The sequence below is a fragment of the Nonomuraea sp. NPDC049637 genome, assembly GCF_040675235.1.
Lineage (GTDB): Bacteria > Actinomycetota > Actinomycetes > Streptosporangiales > Streptosporangiaceae > Nonomuraea.
Genome location: NZ_JBFAOM010000034.1, coordinates 29,300 through 47,097, shown reverse-complemented (window position 1 = coordinate 47,097; position 17,798 = coordinate 29,300). Strand labels below are relative to the sequence as shown.

The 17,798-nt window shown below is 75.3% G+C and carries 12 protein-coding genes and 1 pseudogene; 9 read left to right on the top strand and 4 right to left on the bottom strand.

Annotated features, from left to right (window positions below; all coding sequences use genetic code 11):
- Positions 1–92: 92 nt before the first annotated feature.
- From AB0J71_RS35380 to AB0J71_RS35365, 4 genes are all read right to left on the bottom strand, one after another.
- Positions 93–1,202 (bottom strand): FAD-dependent oxidoreductase, encoded by a 1,110-nt coding sequence (locus AB0J71_RS35380; RefSeq protein ID WP_352328974.1) that lies wholly within the window; start codon positions 1,200–1,202, stop codon positions 93–95.
- Complete coding sequence (locus AB0J71_RS35375) at positions 1,199–2,209, bottom strand: hypothetical protein (protein WP_352328972.1); 1,011 nt, start codon at positions 2,207–2,209, stop codon at positions 1,199–1,201. Before AB0J71_RS35375 ends, AB0J71_RS35380 begins: the two co-directional genes overlap by 4 nt.
- Before the next feature lie 264 nt (positions 2,210–2,473).
- On the bottom strand, positions 2,474–3,583 hold the full coding sequence (locus AB0J71_RS35370; RefSeq protein ID WP_352330681.1) for a S1 family peptidase: 1,110 nt from the start codon (positions 3,581–3,583) through the stop codon (positions 2,474–2,476).
- A gap of 187 nt (positions 3,584–3,770) precedes the next feature.
- Complete coding sequence (locus tag AB0J71_RS35365) at positions 3,771–4,121, bottom strand: hypothetical protein (protein ID WP_364418265.1); 351 nt, start codon at positions 4,119–4,121, stop codon at positions 3,771–3,773.
- Positions 4,122–4,336: 215 nt separating this feature from the next.
- On the opposite strand from AB0J71_RS35365, the pseudogene AB0J71_RS35360 reads away from it, so the two are divergent.
- The 9 genes and pseudogenes from AB0J71_RS35360 to AB0J71_RS35320 all read left to right on the top strand — a co-directional run.
- Positions 4,337–4,558, top strand: a pseudogene (locus AB0J71_RS35360) (alkene reductase); the annotation flags it as partial.
- Between the two features lie 218 nt (positions 4,559–4,776).
- On the top strand, positions 4,777–5,532 hold the full coding sequence (locus tag AB0J71_RS35355) for a 2,3-dihydro-2,3-dihydroxybenzoate dehydrogenase (RefSeq protein ID WP_364418263.1): 756 nt from the start codon (positions 4,777–4,779) through the stop codon (positions 5,530–5,532).
- A 113-nt stretch (positions 5,533–5,645) separates the two neighbouring features.
- Positions 5,646–6,740 carry an isochorismate synthase gene (locus tag AB0J71_RS35350; RefSeq protein WP_364391933.1) on the top strand — a complete coding sequence of 365 codons (1,095 nt, stop codon included), beginning with the start codon at positions 5,646–5,648 and terminating at the stop codon, positions 6,738–6,740.
- A complete protein-coding gene (locus AB0J71_RS35345; RefSeq protein WP_364418261.1) occupies positions 6,727–8,292 on the top strand; it encodes an AMP-binding protein in 1,566 nt (521 codons plus the stop codon). Before AB0J71_RS35350 ends, AB0J71_RS35345 begins: the two co-directional genes overlap by 14 nt.
- 1 nt (position 8,293) lies before the next feature.
- Complete coding sequence (locus AB0J71_RS35340; protein ID WP_352329906.1) at positions 8,294–8,941, top strand: isochorismatase family protein; 648 nt, start codon at positions 8,294–8,296, stop codon at positions 8,939–8,941.
- Positions 8,934–9,152 carry a phosphopantetheine-binding protein gene (locus tag AB0J71_RS35335; protein ID WP_352329905.1) on the top strand — a complete coding sequence of 73 codons (219 nt, stop codon included), beginning with the start codon at positions 8,934–8,936 and terminating at the stop codon, positions 9,150–9,152. Before AB0J71_RS35340 ends, AB0J71_RS35335 begins: the two co-directional genes overlap by 8 nt.
- Positions 9,149–16,171: an amino acid adenylation domain-containing protein gene (locus AB0J71_RS35330; RefSeq protein WP_364418259.1), complete on the top strand. Its 7,023-nt coding sequence runs from the start codon at positions 9,149–9,151 to the stop codon at positions 16,169–16,171. The genes AB0J71_RS35335 and AB0J71_RS35330 overlap by 4 nt, the downstream gene beginning before the upstream one ends.
- Complete coding sequence (locus tag AB0J71_RS35325; protein ID WP_364418257.1) at positions 16,168–16,362, top strand: MbtH family protein; 195 nt, start codon at positions 16,168–16,170, stop codon at positions 16,360–16,362. Before AB0J71_RS35330 ends, AB0J71_RS35325 begins: the two co-directional genes overlap by 4 nt.
- Positions 16,359–17,777, top strand: a complete 1,419-nt coding sequence (locus tag AB0J71_RS35320) for an MFS transporter (RefSeq protein ID WP_364418255.1) — start codon at positions 16,359–16,361, stop codon at positions 17,775–17,777. Before AB0J71_RS35325 ends, AB0J71_RS35320 begins: the two co-directional genes overlap by 4 nt.
- Positions 17,778–17,798 lie beyond the last annotated feature (21 nt).

The window sequence follows — 17,798 nt, the reverse complement described above, 5'->3', positions numbered from 1 at the left end:
TACCCGCTGCCGTGCCAACCCGCGGCAACGCCACGCCTCGATCACGGAAAGGATGCGGCGTCGGCGCGGGCGGCACCACTGCGGGCGCGGTGTCAGCGCGAGCGCCGCCGCGACCCGGCCGACAGCTCGATCGGGTCGAAGCCGAACGCGTCCGCCGGGTCGTGGCCCAGGTACAGGTCACGGACCAGCTCGCCGGCCGCCGGGGCGTTGCACAGCCCGTGGCCGGAGAACCCGGTGGCGTACAGGAACGCCGGCGATCCGGGCAGCCGGCCGATGAAGGCCGACCGGTCGGGGCTGGCGTCCCTGGGGCCGCGCACCGCCGTCTCCAGCCCGGACAGGTCCAGGCCGGGGTAGGTGGTGGCGAGCTGCGCCCTGGCCTTGACGAACCAGGCGTCCCGGTCGGTGCCGGGGTTGCCCATGCCGATCAGGACCCGGTCGCCGCGCCGGCGGATCAGCAGCCCGCTGGCGGCGTGCAGGGTGACCGGGATGTCCGGCACCTCGGGCAGCGGGCCGGTGGTGAGCAGCTCCTGCACCGCCGGGCCGGTCAGCGGCAGGTCCACGCCCGCCGCCGAGGCGATCCAGCCCGACCAGGCCCCGGCCGCGCACACGATCGCCTGCGCGGTGAGCGTGCCGTCCGCGGTCTCGACCCGCCCGGTGGCCGGATCGACGGCGGTGACCGGGCAGCCGGTGCGCAGCGAGGCCCCCGCCCGCGCCGCCCCCTCCGCGTACGCCTCCACGATGGCGGCCGTGTCGCTCACGAACGCCTGCGGCGACCACGCGGCCGCCAGCAGCGACGGCTCCTCGACCAGCGGGTTGAGCCGCCGGGCCTCCTCGGCGCCGATCAGCGACACGTCCACGCCCGCGGCCCGCTGCGCCGGCAGCTCGTCCTCGAACCTGTTCACCTGCTCCCGTTCGGTGAACAGCACGAGGTAGCCGACCTGCCGCATCGGCAGCTCGACGCCGGGCCAGCGCGGGAACGACTGGTACGCCGACAGGCTGCGCACCGCCATCGCGGAGCTGACCGGGTCGCCGGAGAAGTAGGCGCGCAGCACGTCCGCGGTGGCCCGCGAGGCGCCGGAGGCCAGGTCGTCGCGTTCCAGGACGACGGTCTCCACCCCCGCCTCGGCCAGGTGGGCCGCGATCGACAGGCCGATCACGCCGCCGCCGATGACCACCACCTCGGCCCGGTCGGCCTGGCTCATGCCGGCGCCACCGTCCCGCCCTCGAAGGGAGTCAGCATCGAGCCGGAGATCGGGGCCACCGAGCCGTCCGCGCGCAGGTGCTCGTCGACCTGCCACGGGAAGAGCTGGAGGTTCCAGGCGCCCAGGCAGTTGACGTACAGGGCCATGTGGCTCATGAGCGCGACGAAGTCCTCGCGGTCCTGGAGCTGGTCGGCGACCTCCAGGGCGCGCTCGGTGAACTGGTGCAGCTTGTTCAGCCCGCAGTAGCCGAGGAACTCGGCCGGGGTGGCGGCCATGATGCGCGCCATCTGCTGCAGGAACTCCAGCGGGAGCTGTTGTTGCTGGGCGGCCCTGACCAGGCCGGAGTAGCAGCAGTAGCCCAGCGGGCGGGTCTCGCCGTTGACGAACAGCATCGTGGTCAGCGTGGTGCCGAAGCTGCCCGCGCCCGAGGCGATCCGGCCCTCGTGCAGGTCGACCAGCTCCTGGGGCGGGTCGAGCCAGATGCGCTCGATCTCCTCGTGCAGCTCGGCGAGGAGCTGCTCGGCCTCGGCGTGCCGGGCCGTCGGGCGCCGCAGCTGGTGTCCGCCGCCGTCGCCGGCCCTGCGCACCTCGACGATCACGGGCTCGCCGCCGGAGTACACCGACTGCCACACCGCCTGCCCGGCCTCGGCGAGCGCGTCGAGGTCCTCCTCGCGGACGGTGCCGATGGGCGTGGCGGGCATGGGCTCGCTCAGCGGGCCGTACTTGATGCCGAGGTGCTGGAGGCGGGAGCAGAACACCGATCCGTCGGGCGCGATCCGCCGGTCGATCTTGTGGACGCCCGGGACGTGCAGCAACTCGGGCATCGGGGCCAGGTGGTAGAGATGGTGGCCCGCCACGAGGGCGTGGCCTTGCAGGCTGCGGTAGGGCAGGGTCCGCCACAACGCGTCGGCGAGGTCGCGGTTGCGTCCGTCAAGGTCTGCTGTGACCGATACGCCGATGGTGGGCCAGAGAATTTCGATCTGCCGCTCAGTGGCCGATTTGTTCATAACGCGGACAGTAACACAGCCGTTACGACACGTAATTGAGGGGGCGGGCGGCACCCCGAAGGGGAATTGCCCGAAAATGTGGCCCTATGGGCGGCCGGTGCGCACGCCGGCGGAAGAAGTTTTGGCGCCCCAGTCGCTTCCGACTGGGGCGATGCCCACATTAGGGCGTTTTGTCTGTTTTGTATAGGTTCTTTTACGCGAACGTGCGGGCCGCGCCTGGACGCGGCCCGCACGCGGATCGGCTCACCCGCCGTCAGCGGCCGATCAGAAGACGTTCACCCCGTAGGCGCTCAGCGCCTCGGTGACCGGCTGGAAGAACGTCGTCCCGCCGCTGGAGCAGTTGCCGCTGCCGCCGGAGGTCAGGCCGAGCGCGACGCCGCCGGAGAACAGCGCGCCGCCGCTGTCGCCGCCCTCGGCGCAGACGTTGGTCTTGATCATCTGGCGTACGGTGCCCTCGGCGTAGTTCACGGTGGCGTTGAGCGCCGTCACCGAGCCGCTGTGCACGTGCGTCGTGCTGCCGCTGCGCTGCACGGACTGGCCGACGTAGGCGTTGCCCGCGCTGGTGATGTCGCGCGAGCCGCTGTAGAGGTCCACGCCGCCCGGGTGGGCGATGCTGGTGTTGGTGTACTTGACGATCGCGTAGTCGTTGCCCGGGAAGCTGGACCCCGTCGTGTTGCCCAGGGTCGTAGTCTTCGCGGAGTTGGCGTACCACGTGGAGGCGATGTTGCCGCAGTGACCGGCGGTCAGGAAGTAGTAGGTCGAACCGCTGACCACGTTGAAGCCCAGCGAGCAGCGGTACTGGCCGCCGTAGATCGCGTCGCCGCCCTGGATGAAGAGGCTGAACCTGCCGGGCTCGTTCTCGACGCGCACCGCGGGCGTGGCCGCCTCGGCGCTCTGGCCCTGCGCCGCGGCCGCCTGGGTGTTGGCCTGCTGGACCGCGATCTGGACCTTGGTGCGCGCGCTGCTCGCGACGGTGCTGTCCACCCAGACGACGACCTGGTTGGAGGCCGGGTCGACGGCCCACGCGGTGCCGGGGACGGCGGCCGTGCGGTCGAGGAAGGACATGATGGCCTCAAGTGCGGGGCCGCTGCGGGACACGACCCGCGGCACGGCGCCCGAGGCGGTGATGGCCTCGGCGTCGGCCGGATCGGTGGTGGTGACCACCATCTTGCCCTGTGCCTGGTCGAAGTAGGAGCCGGCGGTGCGGGCGCCGAGCTGCCCCTCCAGCCTGGCCGCGGCGGCGGCCGGGTCGGCGGCGGGCTGGGCCGGCGCGGGCGATGCCTGGGCCGGTACGCCCGTGACCGCGCCGGTGAGGAGTCCGGCGGTGGCGACGATCAGTGCGGCGCGCCGGATCCGTAAGCCATGGATGCTCACTGGAGCCTCCTGAGGGTGGGGTGACTTGCCCGCAAATATGAACAAAATCCCTAAGGAGGGCAAGGGGCTGTCATACTGATTTTTTGACCGGGAGTAATAGATCAAGGAAGGGGCGTCGCCGCTTCAGGTGCGCCGCTGACCTGGCCTTACGTCCCGGAGAATGAGATCGCATCGGCCCGAGCAGGACTCATGAAAAGTTCGACCCGGCAGTTTCGGCGATGTCAAGAAAGTTGTTTGTGCCGTGCAGGAACGTCTCGGCGAAGGCGTCCCGGCCCAGCACGGCGACGGCGGACGCGGTGATCCGCTCCACGTCGCCGCGTTCGGCGTCCGGCAGCCGGGCGCCCACGCTGCCGCGCAGCCCGTCGGCCGCGCCGAGCAGCAGCGCGGCCCGGTCCGCCGCCCCCACCAGCGCCGCCGCTCCGGCCAGCCCCTCCAGGGAGAGCGCCAGGGGCCGCGGCTCACCGGTCGAGCGGGCGATCTCCAGGCCGCGCCGGTGGCGGGCGGCGGCCGACTCGTGATCGCCGCGCAGCTCGGCCACGAACCCCAGCTCGGCGTGGACCAGGTGCGCGCCCGCGGGTGAGGAGGGATAGACGTCGCGCAGCCGGCCAGGAAGGACTCGGCGGCGTCGAGATCCCCGGACCGCCGCGCGCCCAGGGCCAGGCCCATCACCGCGTGCACCTCGCCGTAGAGGTGGCCCTGCCGCGCGGCCAGGTCCCGCGCGCGCTCGTGCAGGTCGCGGGCCAGCCCTGGCCCGGCCCGCTGCCCGCCGACGGCGGCCGGCGCGAGGCGGAACGGCTGCTCGACGCGGGCGCCGACCTGGTGTCGCTGGGACGCGCCTTCCTGGCCAACCCTGACCTGCCCGACAGTCTGGCCGCCGGGGCCCCGCTGAACCCCGTCCGCATCGAGCACTGGTACGGCGGCGACCACACCGGCTACACCGACTACCCGGCCCTGCGCCGGCCTGCTCTGGCCTGAGACCACCTCCTCGCACCGGCGGCGTGGCCGCGGCTCCCAGCTGCGGTCACGCCGCCTTTTCGCGTCTCCGACCTGCGGTGACATCCCCGATCTCGCTCCTCACGCGGCCTTCCGGACGGTTCTCCCCGGGTCCGGACGGCGGTCTTGACAGACGGTCTCTTTGCCTTCAAATTAGGCAAGGCTTACCTAACTAAAGCATTCGGGGAGGACGTGCCGCAATGGACGGGATCGACGGCGGGATCGCCTTGGTGACCGGCGCGGCCCGCGGCATCGGGGCGGCCGTCTGCGCCGCCCTGGCCGGGGCCGGGGCCGTGGTCGCCGCGACCGACCTGCGACCGGTGACCGGCGGCGACGGGCGGCCGTACCGCGTGGACGTGCGCGACCCCCACGACGTCGAGCACGTCGTCGCGGCGGTCGAGCGGGACCTCGGCCCGATCGCGATCCTCGTCAACACCGCCGGCGTGCTGCTGCCCGGCGAGGTGGACGGCACCGGCGACGACCACTGGAGGCAGAGCTTCGCCGTCAACGCCGACGGCGTCTTCCACGTCTCGCGCGCCGTCGCCCGGCGCATGACGCCGCGGCGGCGGGGCGTGATCGTCACCGTCGGCTCCAACGCGGCCGGCGTGCCGCGCGTCGGCATGGCCGCCTACGCCGCCTCCAAGGCGGCGGCCCGGATGTTCACCCGCTGCCTCGGCCTGGAGGTCGCCAGGCACGGCATCAGGTGCAACGTCGTCTCACCCGGCTCCACCGACACCGCCATGCTGCGCACCCTGTGGGACGGCGCCGACCCCGACGAGGCGCTGTCGGCCACCCTGCACGGCGACCCGGCCGCCTTCCGCGTCGGCATCCCGCTCGGCCGGGTGGCCGACCCGGCCGACGTGGCCGACGCGGTGCTGTTCCTGTGCTCGGAACGCGCCAGGCACATCACCATGCACGACCTCCTCGTGGACGGCGGCGCCACCCTCCGCGCCTGACCCGTCCCTCCTGCCCGCGGCCTCCCGACCCGGACGGCCCGGCGTCGGGCCGAACCAGATGGGCCGAACCAGATGGACCGACCGAGATTGGACCGATCGAGATTGGACCTCCCTTGCATCTGCTGACAACCGCGGCGGATCCGCTCGCGGGCTACGACCGCGCGGAGTCGGTGCTGTTCGCCTCCGCCCGCGGCACGCTGCTCACCCGCGGGGTGCGCGGCGTCGCCGCCGGCGACCTGGCCACGCTGGCCGGCAGGGTGGACGGCCCGGCAGCCGGGGCCATCGGCTTCGACGGCACGGCCCACCTGATCCTGCCCGAGTCCGAGACCTGGTCGCCGCCGCTGCCGCCGGGCGCCGCCCCCCTGGTCAGCGGCGGCTGGTGGAGCAGGCGGGTGCCCGAGCCGGCCGCGTACGCCGCCGCGGTGCGCCGGGCCCTGGCCGAGCTGGAGCGCGGCGGCCTGGCCAAGGTGGTGCTCGCCAGGACCGTGGAGCTGCGCTCGGACGAGCCGATCGACCTGCCGGGGCTGCTGCGTCCGCTGCTCGGGCACGGCTACTCCTTCGCCGCGCCGCTGCCCGGCGGCCGCACGCTCACCGGCGCCAGCCCCGAGCTGCTGGTCTCCCGTCACGGACGGGCCGTGGTCAGCAACCCGCTGGCCGGCTCGGCGGCCCGCTGCGCCGACCCCGCCGAGGACCGGCGCAGGGCCGCCGCGCTGGCCGCCTCCGCCAAGGACCTGCGCGAGCACCGGCTGGTCGTGGAGGCCGTCGCAGACGCGCTCGCGCCGTACTGCGCGGGCCTGGAGGTGCCCGGCACGCCTGAGCTGACCTCCACCGAGACCATGTGGCACCTGTCCACCCGCGTCACCGGCACGCTGCGCGACCCCGACACCCGCGTGCTCGCGCTGGCCGCCGCCCTGCATCCGACGCCCGCCGTCTGCGGCACGCCCGAGGCGGGGGCGCGCCGGATGATCGAGGAGCTGGAGCCGTTCGACCGCGGCTTCTACGCCGGGCTGGCCGGCTGGACCGACGCCGCGGGCGACGGCGAGTGGGCCGTGGCGATCCGCTGCGCCGAGGTGGCCGAGCACACCCTGCGCCTGTACGCCGGCGCCGGCATCGTCACCGGCTCCGACCCCGAGGCCGAGCTGGCCGAGACCGCCGCCAAGTTCCGCACCATGCTGCGCGCCCTGGGGGTCTCCGATGCACTGGCCTGAGCAGGAGGCCGCGCGCTACCGGGCGGCCGGTTACTGGCGCGGCGAGACGTTCGGCGGCCTGCTGCGCGACCTGGCCGCCGCGCACGGCCCCCGCCCCGCCCTGATCTCACCCACCGCCCGCTGGACCTTCCGCGACCTGGACGAGCGCGCCGACCGCCTGGCCGCCGGGCTGCGGGCGAGCGGCATCCGCCGCGGCGACCGCGTCGTGGTGCAGCTCCCCAACGTGCCCGAGTTCCACCAGGTGTGCTTCGCGCTGTTCCGGATCGGCGCCTGGCCGGTGTTCGCGCTGCCCGCCCACCGCTCGGCCGAGATCTCCTACTTCTGCTCCTTCACCGAGGCCGCCGCCTACATCTGCCCCGACGACGAGCACCGGGCCTTCGCCCCCGGCACGCCCGCGCACGTCCTCGGCGAGCTCCCCGAGACCGAGCCGGACGAGGACGGCCCGGACGAGGACGGCCCGGACGAGGACGGCCCGGACGAGGAAGACCCCGGCGGCCCGCACCGCCCCGCGCCCGGCGACGTCGCGTTCCTGCAGCTCTCCGGCGGCAGCACCGGCCTGCCCAAGCTCATCCCGCGCACCCACGACGACTACATCTACAGCTTCCGCGCCAGCGCCGAGATCTGCGCGCTGCGGCCGGACAGCGTCTACCTGTGCGCGCTGCCCGCCGCGCACAACTTCCCGATGAGCTCGCCCGGCGTGTTCGGGGCGCTGAGCGCCGGGGCCGCGTCCGTGCTGGCCCCCGATCCCAGCCCCGGCACCTGCTTCCCGCTCGTCGAGCGCGAGCGCGTCACGATCGCGGCCCTCGTCCCGCCGCTCGCCCTGGTCTGGCTGGACGCCGCCGCCACCACCGGCCACGACCTGTCCAGCCTGGAGGTGCTCCAGGTCGGCGGCGCCAAGTTCAGCCGGGAGGCGGCCAGACGCGTGCGGCCCGAGCTCGGCTGCACGCTCCAGCAGGTGTTCGGCATGGCCGAGGGCCTGGTCAACTACACCCGCCTGGACGACGACGAGGAGACCATCGTCACCACCCAGGGACGTCCCATCTCGCCCGACGACGAGATCCGCGTCCTGGACGACGACGGCCGCGACAGCGACCACGGCCACCTGCTGACCCGCGGCCCGTACACCATCCGCGGCTACTGGCGGGCCGAGGAGCACAACAGGACCGCCTTCACCGACGACGGCTTCTACCGCACCGGCGACATCGTCCGCCGCACCCCCACCGGCCACCTGATCGTCGAGGGACGCGCCAAGGACCAGATCAACCGGGGCGGCGAGAAGATCGCGGGCGAGGAGGTCGAGAACCACCTCCTGGCCCACCCGGCGGTCCACGACGCCAGCGTGGTCGCCGTGCCCGACCCCTACCTGGGGGAGCGGGCCTGCGCCTACGTCATCTGCCGCGGCGACCCGCCCAGCAGGGCCGAGCTGCGCGCGTTCCTGCGCGGGCGCGGCATCGCCGTCTTCAAGATCCCTGACCGGTTCGAGTTCGTCGACGCCTTCCCGCAGACCGCGGTCGGCAAGGTCAGCAAGCGCCACCTCCGCGAAAGGACATGACATGCCGATCCCCAGGATCGAACCGTACGCCATGCCGTCCGAGCTCCCGGCCAACCGGGTCGACTGGCGGCCCGACCCGCGCCGGGCCGTGCTCCTCGTGCACGACATGCAGAACTACTTCCTGCGCGCCTTCACCCCCGGCCGCTCGCCGATGGTCGAGCTGATGGCCAACGTGCTGGCGCTGCGCGAGCGGTGCGCCGAGCTGGGCGTGCCCGTCGTCTACTCGGCCCAGCCCGGCGCCCAGAGCGCCGAGCAGCGCGGCCTGCTGCTGGACTTCTGGGGCACCGGCATCGGCGCCGACCCGCGCGAGGCCGCGATCGCCGACGAGCTGACGCCCGGCGACGGCGACGTGCTGCTCACCAAGTGGCGCTACAGCGCCTACCAGCGCACCGGGCTCGCCGAGCTGATGGCCGGGCAGGGCCGCGACCAGCTCGTCATCTGCGGCGTGTACGCCCACATCGGCGTGCTGATGACCGCCTGCGAGGCGTTCATGCGGGACGTGCAGGCGTTCGTGGTCGCCGACGCCGTCGCCGACTTCTCCCGGCAGCACCACGAGATGGCCCTCACCTACGCCGCCGAGCGGTGCGCCGTCACCACCACGACCACGCGCGTCAGCCGCGCCCTGTCGGGGGCGGTGGCCGGTGTCTGAGGCCGAGGAGCGCCTGCGCGCCCAGATCGCCGGCCTGCTGTACGTCGAGCCCGCCGAGCTCGGCCCGCACGACGACCTGCTGGACGCCGGCCTGGACTCCATCAGGGTGATGACGCTCATCGAGGCGTGGAGGCGGGAGGGCCGCGACATCGGCTTCCCCGACCTCGTGGACCGGCCCACCATCGCGGCCTGGGCGGAGCTGCTCACGTGACCGTGCAGACCAGGCCGCTCACGGGCGCCCAGGCCGGGATCTGGCTCGCCCAGCGCCTGGACCCCGAGAACCCCGTCTACAACGCCGCGGACCGCATCGACCTGCGCGGCCCGCTCGACCCCGCCCTCTTCGCGCGGGCGCTGGAACGCTGCCTGGCCGAGGCCGAGCCGCTGCGCCTGCGCTTCACCGCCGAACCCGCCCAGTACCTGCCGGACTACGACTCGCTGCGTGGCTGCCTCACCGTGCTGGACCTGCGCGGCGAGCCCGACCCCGAGGCCGCGGCCGACGCCTGGATGCGGGCCGACCTGGCCGCGCCCGTGGACGTCGTCACCGGCCCCCTGTCGCGGCACGCGCTGCTGCGCCTGGCCGGCGACCACCACGTCTGGTACCTGCGGGCCCACCACATCCTCATCGACGCCTACGCCCTGTCGATGCTGGTCGGCCGGACCGCCGACATCTACACGGCGCTGGCCGACGGGATGGCCCCGGGGGCGGGGCCGTTCGGGTCGATGGCGGCGGTGCTGGCCGAGGAGGAAGCGTACCTGGCCTCGGAACGGCGGGCCGGCGACCGGGCGTACTGGCTGGAGCGGCTGGCCGGCGCCCCCGAGCCCGCCGGGCTCGCCGGGACGCCCGCGCTGCCGGCCCGCGAGGTCGTACGGCGCCGCGCCGCCCTGCCGCCCCTGCCCCGGTGGGACGACCTGGCCCGCGCCGCCCGCGCCACCTGGGCCGACGTCGCCGCCGCCGGCCTGGCCTGCTACGTCGGACGGCTCACCGGCAGCACCGACGTGCTGGTCGGGCTGCCGCTGATGAACCGCGCCGGAGCCGCCGTCCGGGTGCCGTGCCTGACGGTCAACGTGCTGCCGGTCCGGCTGGACGTCCGGCCCGGCCGCACGGTCGGCGACCTGGTCGGCCAGGCCGCCCGCCGGATCACCGAGGCCCGCCGCCACGGCCGCTACCGCATCGAGGACCTGCGCCGCGACCTGGGACTCGGCGGGACGTCACGGGCCCTGTTCGGCCCGCTGCTCAACATCAAGCCGTTCCCGACGGAGACGAAGTTCGGCAACGCGACCGGCACCGTCACCAACCTGGCCGCCGGCCCGGTGGACGACCTGGCCGTGGCGCTCCTGCCCGACGGCGACCGCCTCACCCTGGAACTCGACGGCAACGCCGCCCACTACGACCCGCCCGCCCTGGCCGCCCACACCCGGCGCCTGGCCGGCTTCCTCACCACCCTGACCGGCGCCTCCCCGGACACCCCCCTCGGCCGCCTCCCCCTCCTCACCGACGAGGACCGCGCGGCCCTCCCCACCTGGCCCGCCCCGCGGACCGGCCGCGCCACCGGACAGACCGACGGGCGGACTGACGGGCGGACCGCCGAGCGGACCGAGAGGCGGGCCGGCGGGCGGACAGTGGTGGACGCCTTCCTGGAACGGGTCCGGCTGACGCCCGCCGAGACGGCCCTGGTGTGCGACGGCGACAGGCTCACCTACGAGGAGCTGGGCGCCCGGGTGGACCGGCTGGCCCGGCGGCTGGCCGCCGGCGGCGCGGGCCGGGAGCGGGTCGTGGCCGTCGTCCTGCCGCGCTCGGCCGAGCTGGTGGTGGCGCTGCTGGCGGTGCTGCGCAGCGGCGCGGCCTTCCTGCCGGTGGACCCCTCCTACCCGGCGGAGCGGCGCGCCCTCATGCTGGCCGACGCAGCCCCGTCCGTGGTGCTCACCCCCGGCTGGGCCGGGGACGCGCCCGGCACGCCGGACGCGCCGCCCCTTCCCGGGCCGGGCGACGCCGCGTACGTCATCTACACCTCCGGCTCCACCGGCCGGCCCAAGGGCGTCGTGGGCACCCACGGCGGGCTCGCCGCCCTCCTGGACTCCCACCGCGAGCGCCTGTTCCCGGACGGCGGGCGGCTGCGCGTCGCGCACACCGCGTCGTTCTCGTTCGACGCCTCCCTGGACCCGCTGCTGTGGATGATCGGCGGCCACGAGCTGCACCTGCTGGGCGAGGACCGCTACCGCGACCCGGAGGCCCTGACCGCCTACGTCCGCGAGCACGGCGTCGACTACCTGGACCTGACGCCGTCCCACCTGAAGGAGCTGCCCGGCCTGCTGGCCGAGCCGCCGCGCGTCGTCGTGGTCGGCGGCGAGGCCGTGCCCGGCCCGCTGTGGCGGACCCTGCGCGAGCGCACGTTCGCCGTCAACCACTACGGCCCCACCGAGGCCACCGTCGACGCCTACACCTGGCTCGGCGACGGCTCGGAAGGGCCCACCGCGGGCTCGTCGGCGCACGTGCTCGACCACGCGCTGCAACCGGCGCCACCGGGCGCCGCCGGCGAGCTGTACCTGGCGGGGGAGGGGCTGGCCCGCGGCTACCTCGGGCGTCCCGACCTGACGGCCGAACGGTTCGTCGCCGGCCCCGGCGGGTCGCGGCTGTACCGGACGGGCGACCGCGCCCGCTGGGCCGCCCCCGGACGGCTGGAGCTGCTGGGCCGGGCCGACGACCAGGTCAAGGTGCGCGGCGTGCGGATCGAGCCGGCCGAGGTCGAGGCGGTGCTGGAGGAGCACCCGTCGGTGGCCGGTGCCGCGGTCGCCGCCCACACCGGCCGCCTGGTCGCCTACATCGTCCCCACCCGGCCCGGTGGCGACCTGCGTACCGGTGGGGAGGTGCTGCGGTTCGCCGCCGCGCGGCTGCCCGCCGGGATGACGCCCGCCCAGGTCGTCAGCCTGGAGGCGCTGCCCCGCACGCCCAACGGCAAGCTCGACCGCGCCGCGCTCCCCGCCCCCGAGGCCGGGCCCGCCACCGGCCGGGCGCCCGCGAACGCCGCCGAGGAGAGCATGTGCGCCCTGTTCGCCGAGGTCCTGAACCTTCCGGCGGCGGGTCCCGAGGACGGCTTCTTCGACCTGGGCGGCCACTCGCTGCTGGCCGCCCGCCTCACCGTGCGGATCAGGGAGACCTTCGGCGCCGCCGTGCCGATCAGGGCCGTGTTCGACGCCCCCACCCCGGCCGGGCTCGCGGCCCGGCTCGGCGTCACCGCCGCCCCCCGGCCGCCCCTGCTCCCGTCCCTGAAGAGCGGGCCGCGGCCCGACCCGGTGCCGCTGTCGTCCGCGCAGGCCAGGCTCTGGTTCCTGTACCGGATGGAGGGACCCGATCCGACGTACAACATCCCGCTGGCGCTGCGGCTCGGCGGCGACGTGGACCGCGCCGCCCTGCGGGCCGCGCTCGACGACGTCGTGGCCCGGCACGAGATCCTGCGCACGGTCTTCCCCGACCGCGACGGCGTCCCCTGCCAGCGGATCCTGGACCGGTACAGCGTTCCGATGCCCGTCTGGCAGCCGGCCGAGCCCGCCGCGGCCATGCGGCGGATCGCCCGCCGCGGCTTCGACCTGGCCGCCGAGCCGCCCTTCCGCGCCCACCTGCTGCGGCTCGGCCGCGACGAGCACGTGCTGATGCTCGTCCTGCACCACATCGCGGGCGACGGCTGGTCGGCGGGGCCGCTGGTCGGTGACCTGAGGGTGGCCTACGAGGCCCGCCGGAGCGGGCGGGCGCCGGCGTTCGGGCCGCCGCCCGTCCAGTACGCCGACTACACCCTGTGGCAGCGCGACCTGCCACTGACCGGGCTGGAACACTGGCGGGCCACGCTGGCCGGCCTGCCCGACCGGCTCGACCTGCCCCTCGACCGGCCACGGCCCGCCGTGCTGGGCGGCGATGGCGGCACGGTCCCCGTGGCGTTCCCGCCCGTCCTCATGGCCGAGGTCGAGGCGCTCGCCCGCCGCGCCCGCGCCAGCGTCTTCATGGTGCTGCACGCCGCCCTCGCCGCCCTGCTCACCCGGCTCGGCGCGGGCACCGACATCCCGATCGGCACGCCCGTCGCGGGCCGCGGCCACAGCGCCCTGGACGGCAGCGTCGGCTTCTACGTCAACACCGTCGTGCTGCGCGCCGACACCTCGGGCGACCCGTCGTTCGCCGAGCTGCTGGACCGGGTCAAGGCCGCCGACCTGACCGCGTTCGACCACGCCGAGCTGCCCTTCGACCGGCTCGTCGAGGCGCTCAACCCGCCCAGGTCGCGCGACCGGCACCCGCTGTTCCAGGTCATGCTCGTCCACCAGGACGCCGCCGAGCCGCCCGGCGTCGAGGTCGTCCACACCGGGACGGCGAAGTTCGACCTCACCCTGAACGTCGGCCCGTCCGGCGCCGGCTTCCTGGAGTACAACAGCGACCTGTTCGACCGGGCCACCGCCCACACCCTCGCCGGCCGGCTGACCCGGCTGCTGGAACAGGCCATGGCCGACCCGGACCGGCCGCTCGGCGGGTACGACCTGCTCGACGCCGCCGAACGCCGCACCCTGATCGAGGAGTGGAACGGCGACCTGGTCAGCGAGCCCGGCGGCACCCTGCCCGGCCTGTTCGAGGCCCAGGCCCGCCGCACCCCGGACGCCGTCGCCGTGGACGCCTGGACCTACGCCGAGCTGAACGCGCGCGCCAACCGGCTGGCGCACCGGCTCATCGCCCACGGCGCCCGGCCCGGCGCCGTCGTCGCGCTGTCGCTGCCCCGCTCGCCCGACCTGGTGGCGGCGCTGCTCGCGGTGGTCAAGACGGGCGCGGCCTACCTGCCGCTCGACCCGTCCCACCCGGCCGCCAGGACCGACCACATGATCGCCGACGCCGGGCCGGTGTGCGTCGTGGACGCGTCCTGGCTGGGTGACCTCGGCGACTGGCCGGACCACGACCCGGCGCGCGACCTGCGTCCCGGCGACGCCGCGTACGTCATCTACACCAGCGGCTCCACCGGACGGCCCAAGGGCGTGGTCGTCACCCACCACAACGTCGTCCGGCTGCTGTCGGCCACCGACGCCTGGTTCGGGTTCGGCCCCGGCGACGTGTGGACGCTGTTCCACTCCTACGCCTTCGACTTCTCGGTGTGGGAGCTGTGGGGCGCCCTGCTGTACGGCGGCCGCCTGGTCGTGGTGCCGTACGGGACCAGCCGGTCCCCGGGTGACCTGCTCGCCCTGCTGGAACGCGAGCGGGTCACCGTGCTCAACCAGACGCCGTCGGCGTTCTACCAGCTCATCGCCGCCGACGACGGCCGCGACCTGGCCCTGCGGTACGTGATCTTCGGCGGCGAGGCGCTGGAGCCGGCCCGGCTGGCGCCCTGGCGGGCCCGCCGCCCGGACCTGCCGCGCCTGGTCAACATGTACGGCATCACCGAGACGACCGTGCACGTCACCCACCACGTGCTGCCGCCCGGCGAGCAGCACGGCAGCCCCATCGGGCGCGGCATCCCCGACCTGCGGGTCTACGTCCTGGACGACCGCCTGCGGCCGGTGCCGCCCGGCGTGGTCGGCGAGCTGTACGTCGCCGGGGACGGCCTGGCCCGCGGCTACCTCGGCCGGCCCGGCCTGACCGCCGAACGGTTCGTCGCCGACCCCTTCGGACGGCCCGGCACCCGCATGTACCGCTCCGGCGACCTGGCCAGGTGGCGCGCCGACGGCACGCTCGACTACGCGGGCCGCGCCGACCAGCAGGTCAAGGTGCGCGGCTTCCGCATCGAGCCGGGCGAGGTCGAGGCGGCCCTGCTGCGGCACCCGTCGGTCGCCCAGGCCGCCGTGATCGTCCGCGAGGACCGGCCCGGCGACCAGCGCCTCACCGCCTACGTCGTCCCACCCGCCGGGACCGCCTCCGCCGGGACCGCCTCCGCCGGGACCGCCTCCGCCGGGACCGCCCTCGACAGGGATGCCCTCGACCGGGGCGCCTCCGGAGGCGGCCACTCCGACACGGAGGTCGACGTGGGGGAGGTGCGGGCGTTCGTGGCGCGGGCGCTGCCCGGCTACATGGTGCCGGCCGCCGTCGTCCGGGTGCCCGCGCTGCAGCTCACCGTGAACGGCAAGCTCGACCGCGCCGCCCTGCCCGCCCCCGAGGCCCCCACCGGCGGCGGCCGGCTGCCGGACGGGCCGCGCGAGGAGGCGATGTGCGCGCTGTTCGCCGAGGTGCTCGGCCTGCCCCGGGTCGGCGTGGACGACGGCTTCTTCGACCTCGGCGGTCACTCGCTGCTCGCGGTCCGGCTGGTGGCCAGGGTCAAGGAGGTGTTCGGCGCCGAGGTGTCCGTCGGCGCGCTGTTCGAGGCGCCGACCGCCGCCGCGCTCACCGCCCTGGCGCAGGGCGGCGCGCGCACCGACCCGCTGCGCACGCTGCTGCCGCTGCGCGAGTCCGGCTCCCGGCCGCCGCTGTTCTGCGTGCATCCGGCGGGCGGGCTGAGCTGGTGCTACGGCGGCCTCCTCCGGCACGTCCAGGATCGCCCGATCTACGGGCTGCAGGCCCGCCGCGACCACCTGCCCACCTCGCTGCGCCGCCTGGCCGCCGACTACGTGGCCCAACTCAGGCTGGTGCGCCCGCGCGGGCCCTACCACCTGCTGGGCTGGTCCACCGGCGGGATCATCGCCCAGGAGATGGCGGTGCAGCTCCGGCTGGCCGGGCAGGAGGTCGCGCTGCTGGCCGTCCTGGACGCCTACCCCGCCGAGGGCATGCGCGACCTGCCGCCCTCGGACGAGGCCGAGGCGCTGGAGGCGCTGCTCACGATGGCCGGCTTCGCCCCCGACGCCGCCCTCACGCTGGAGCGGGTGGCGGAGATCCTGCGCCGCGAGTCCAGCCCGCTGGCCGGGCTGTCGGCCGGGACGCTGGCCCAGCTGAAGGACCTCTACCTCAACACCAACCGCCTCGTCCGCGCCCTCGACACCCGCCGCTTCGACGGCGACGTGCTGTTCTTCCGCGCCACCGTCGACACCGTGGACGACACCCTGACCGCGGACGCCTGGCGCCCGCACGTCGGCGGCACGATCGAGACGCACGACGTGGCCTGCAGCCACAAGGACATGACCCAGCCGGGCCCGATCGCCGAGATCGCCGCGATCGTCGCCGCCCGTCTCGACCATCTCGACGGAATCGACCACCTCGACCACCTCGACGGAATCGACCGGCCCGGCGGCCCCGGCCCCCTCGGCGCCGTCGCCAAGACCCAGGAGCACACCCCGTGAACCCCTTCGACGACCCGGACGGCCAGTTCCTCGTCCTGGCCAACGACGAGGACCAGCACTGCCTGTGGCCCTCCTTCGCCGCCGTCCCGGACGGCTGGTCGGTGCGCTTCGGGCCGGACGGCCGGGCCGCCTGCCTGGCCTACGTCCAGGCGTCCTGGACCGACCTGCGCCCCCACAGCCTGCGCCGGTGAGGGGCCGCGTACTGGCCGCCTATGTCACGGCGATGTGCGTGAGCGGCCTGGACGCGACGATCGTCAACCCGGCGCTGTTCGCCATCGCCGCCGACCTGGGCGTGCCGCCCGCCGCGGCGAACGCCGTGGAGTCGGCGTTCCTGGCCAGCCTCGCGATCGCCATGCCGGTCGCCGGATGGCTGTGCGACCGGTACGGCGCGTCCCGCGTCTTCCTGGCCGCGCTCGCCGCGTTCACGGCGGCCTCCGGGCTGTGCGCGCTGTCGTGGGACCTGGGGGCGCTGGTGTGCTTCCGGGTGCTGCAGGGCGCGGCGGGCGGCGTGCTGACGCCCGCCGGGATGGCCATGTTGTTCGCCGCTTACGCCCCCGAGGAGCGCATGCGGCTGTCCCGGCACATCGTGGTGCCCACCGCGCTCGCGCCCGCGCTCGGCCCGGTGCTCGGCGGCCTGCTGGCCGACACGCTCTCGTGGCGCTGGGCGTTCCTGGTCAACCTGCCGCTCGGCGCGGCGGCCCTGCTCGCCGGCGCCGCCGCCCCGCGGCCCGCCTTCGCCCCCGTCACGGGCGGCGGGACGGGCAGGGGCGGGGGCACGGGCGGCGGGACGGGCAGGGGCACCGGGCCCGGCGGGGGCACGGGCAGGGGCGGGGGCCGGTTGGACGTGCGCGGCCTGCTGCTGGCCGGCGCCGGGTCCGGTCTGCTGATGTACGGGCTGAACCAGGCCGCCGCCGGCATGTCGCCGCTCGCCTGGGCGGCGCTGCCCGCCGGAGCCGCCCTGGTGTGGGCGCTGGCCAGGTCGGCGCGCCGCACCGAGCTGCCGCTGCTGGACCTCGGGCTGCTGGCCGATCGCGGTTTCCTGCGCGGCGCAACCACCGCCACGTTGTCGGCCGCCGGGCTGCTCGGCATGCTGTTCGCCTTCCCCGTGATGTACCAGGACGCGCTGGCGGCCACGGCCACCGACGCCGGTCTCGTCGTCTTCCCGGAGGCGCTGGGGCTCATGGCCGCCGGGTTCCTGGTGGACCGCGCCTGCGCCCGCTGGGGCGAGCGGCGGGTGGTGGCGGCCGGGCTGCTCGGCGGCGCGGCGCTGTTCGCGTTCCTCGCGCTGGCCGAGCCGGGGCCCTGGACGCTGCGGGCCGTCATGTTCGCGGTGGGCCTGGTGCTCGGGCAGGCCGTGACGGCGGTGCAGGTGTCGGCGTTCACGACGATCGGGCCGCAGGTGATGGGCCGGGCCATGACCCTGTTCCAGTCGCTGCGCATGCTCGGCGGCGGGCTCGGCGTGGGCGTGTGCGCCGCGGCGGCGGCCCTGGCCGGGTACCGCGCCGCACTGCTGGCCGCGGCGGCGTTCCTGCTGGCCGCCTACGGCACCGCGGCGCTGCTCCGCCCCGCCCCGGCCGCCACGCGGCCGCACGAGGCTACCGGGTGAGCCCCGGGGCGTCGGCCGTGC

Bases quoted from the DNA above. Each gene is read 5' to 3' on its own strand.
- AB0J71_RS35375 (WP_352328972.1), bottom strand. From the start codon at position 2,209: ATGAACAAATCGGCCACTGAGCGGCAGATCGAAATTCTCTGGCCCACC.
- AB0J71_RS35355 (WP_364418263.1), top strand. From the start codon at position 4,777: ATGGACGGGATCGACGGCGGGATCGCCTTGGTGACCGGCGCGGCCCGC.
- AB0J71_RS35345 (WP_364418261.1), top strand. From the start codon at position 6,727: ATGCACTGGCCTGAGCAGGAGGCCGCGCGCTACCGGGCGGCCGGTTAC.
- AB0J71_RS35380 (WP_352328974.1), bottom strand. From the start codon at position 1,202: ATGAGCCAGGCCGACCGGGCCGAGGTGGTGGTCATCGGCGGCGGCGTG.
- AB0J71_RS35340 (WP_352329906.1), top strand. From the start codon at position 8,294: ATGCCGATCCCCAGGATCGAACCGTACGCCATGCCGTCCGAGCTCCCG.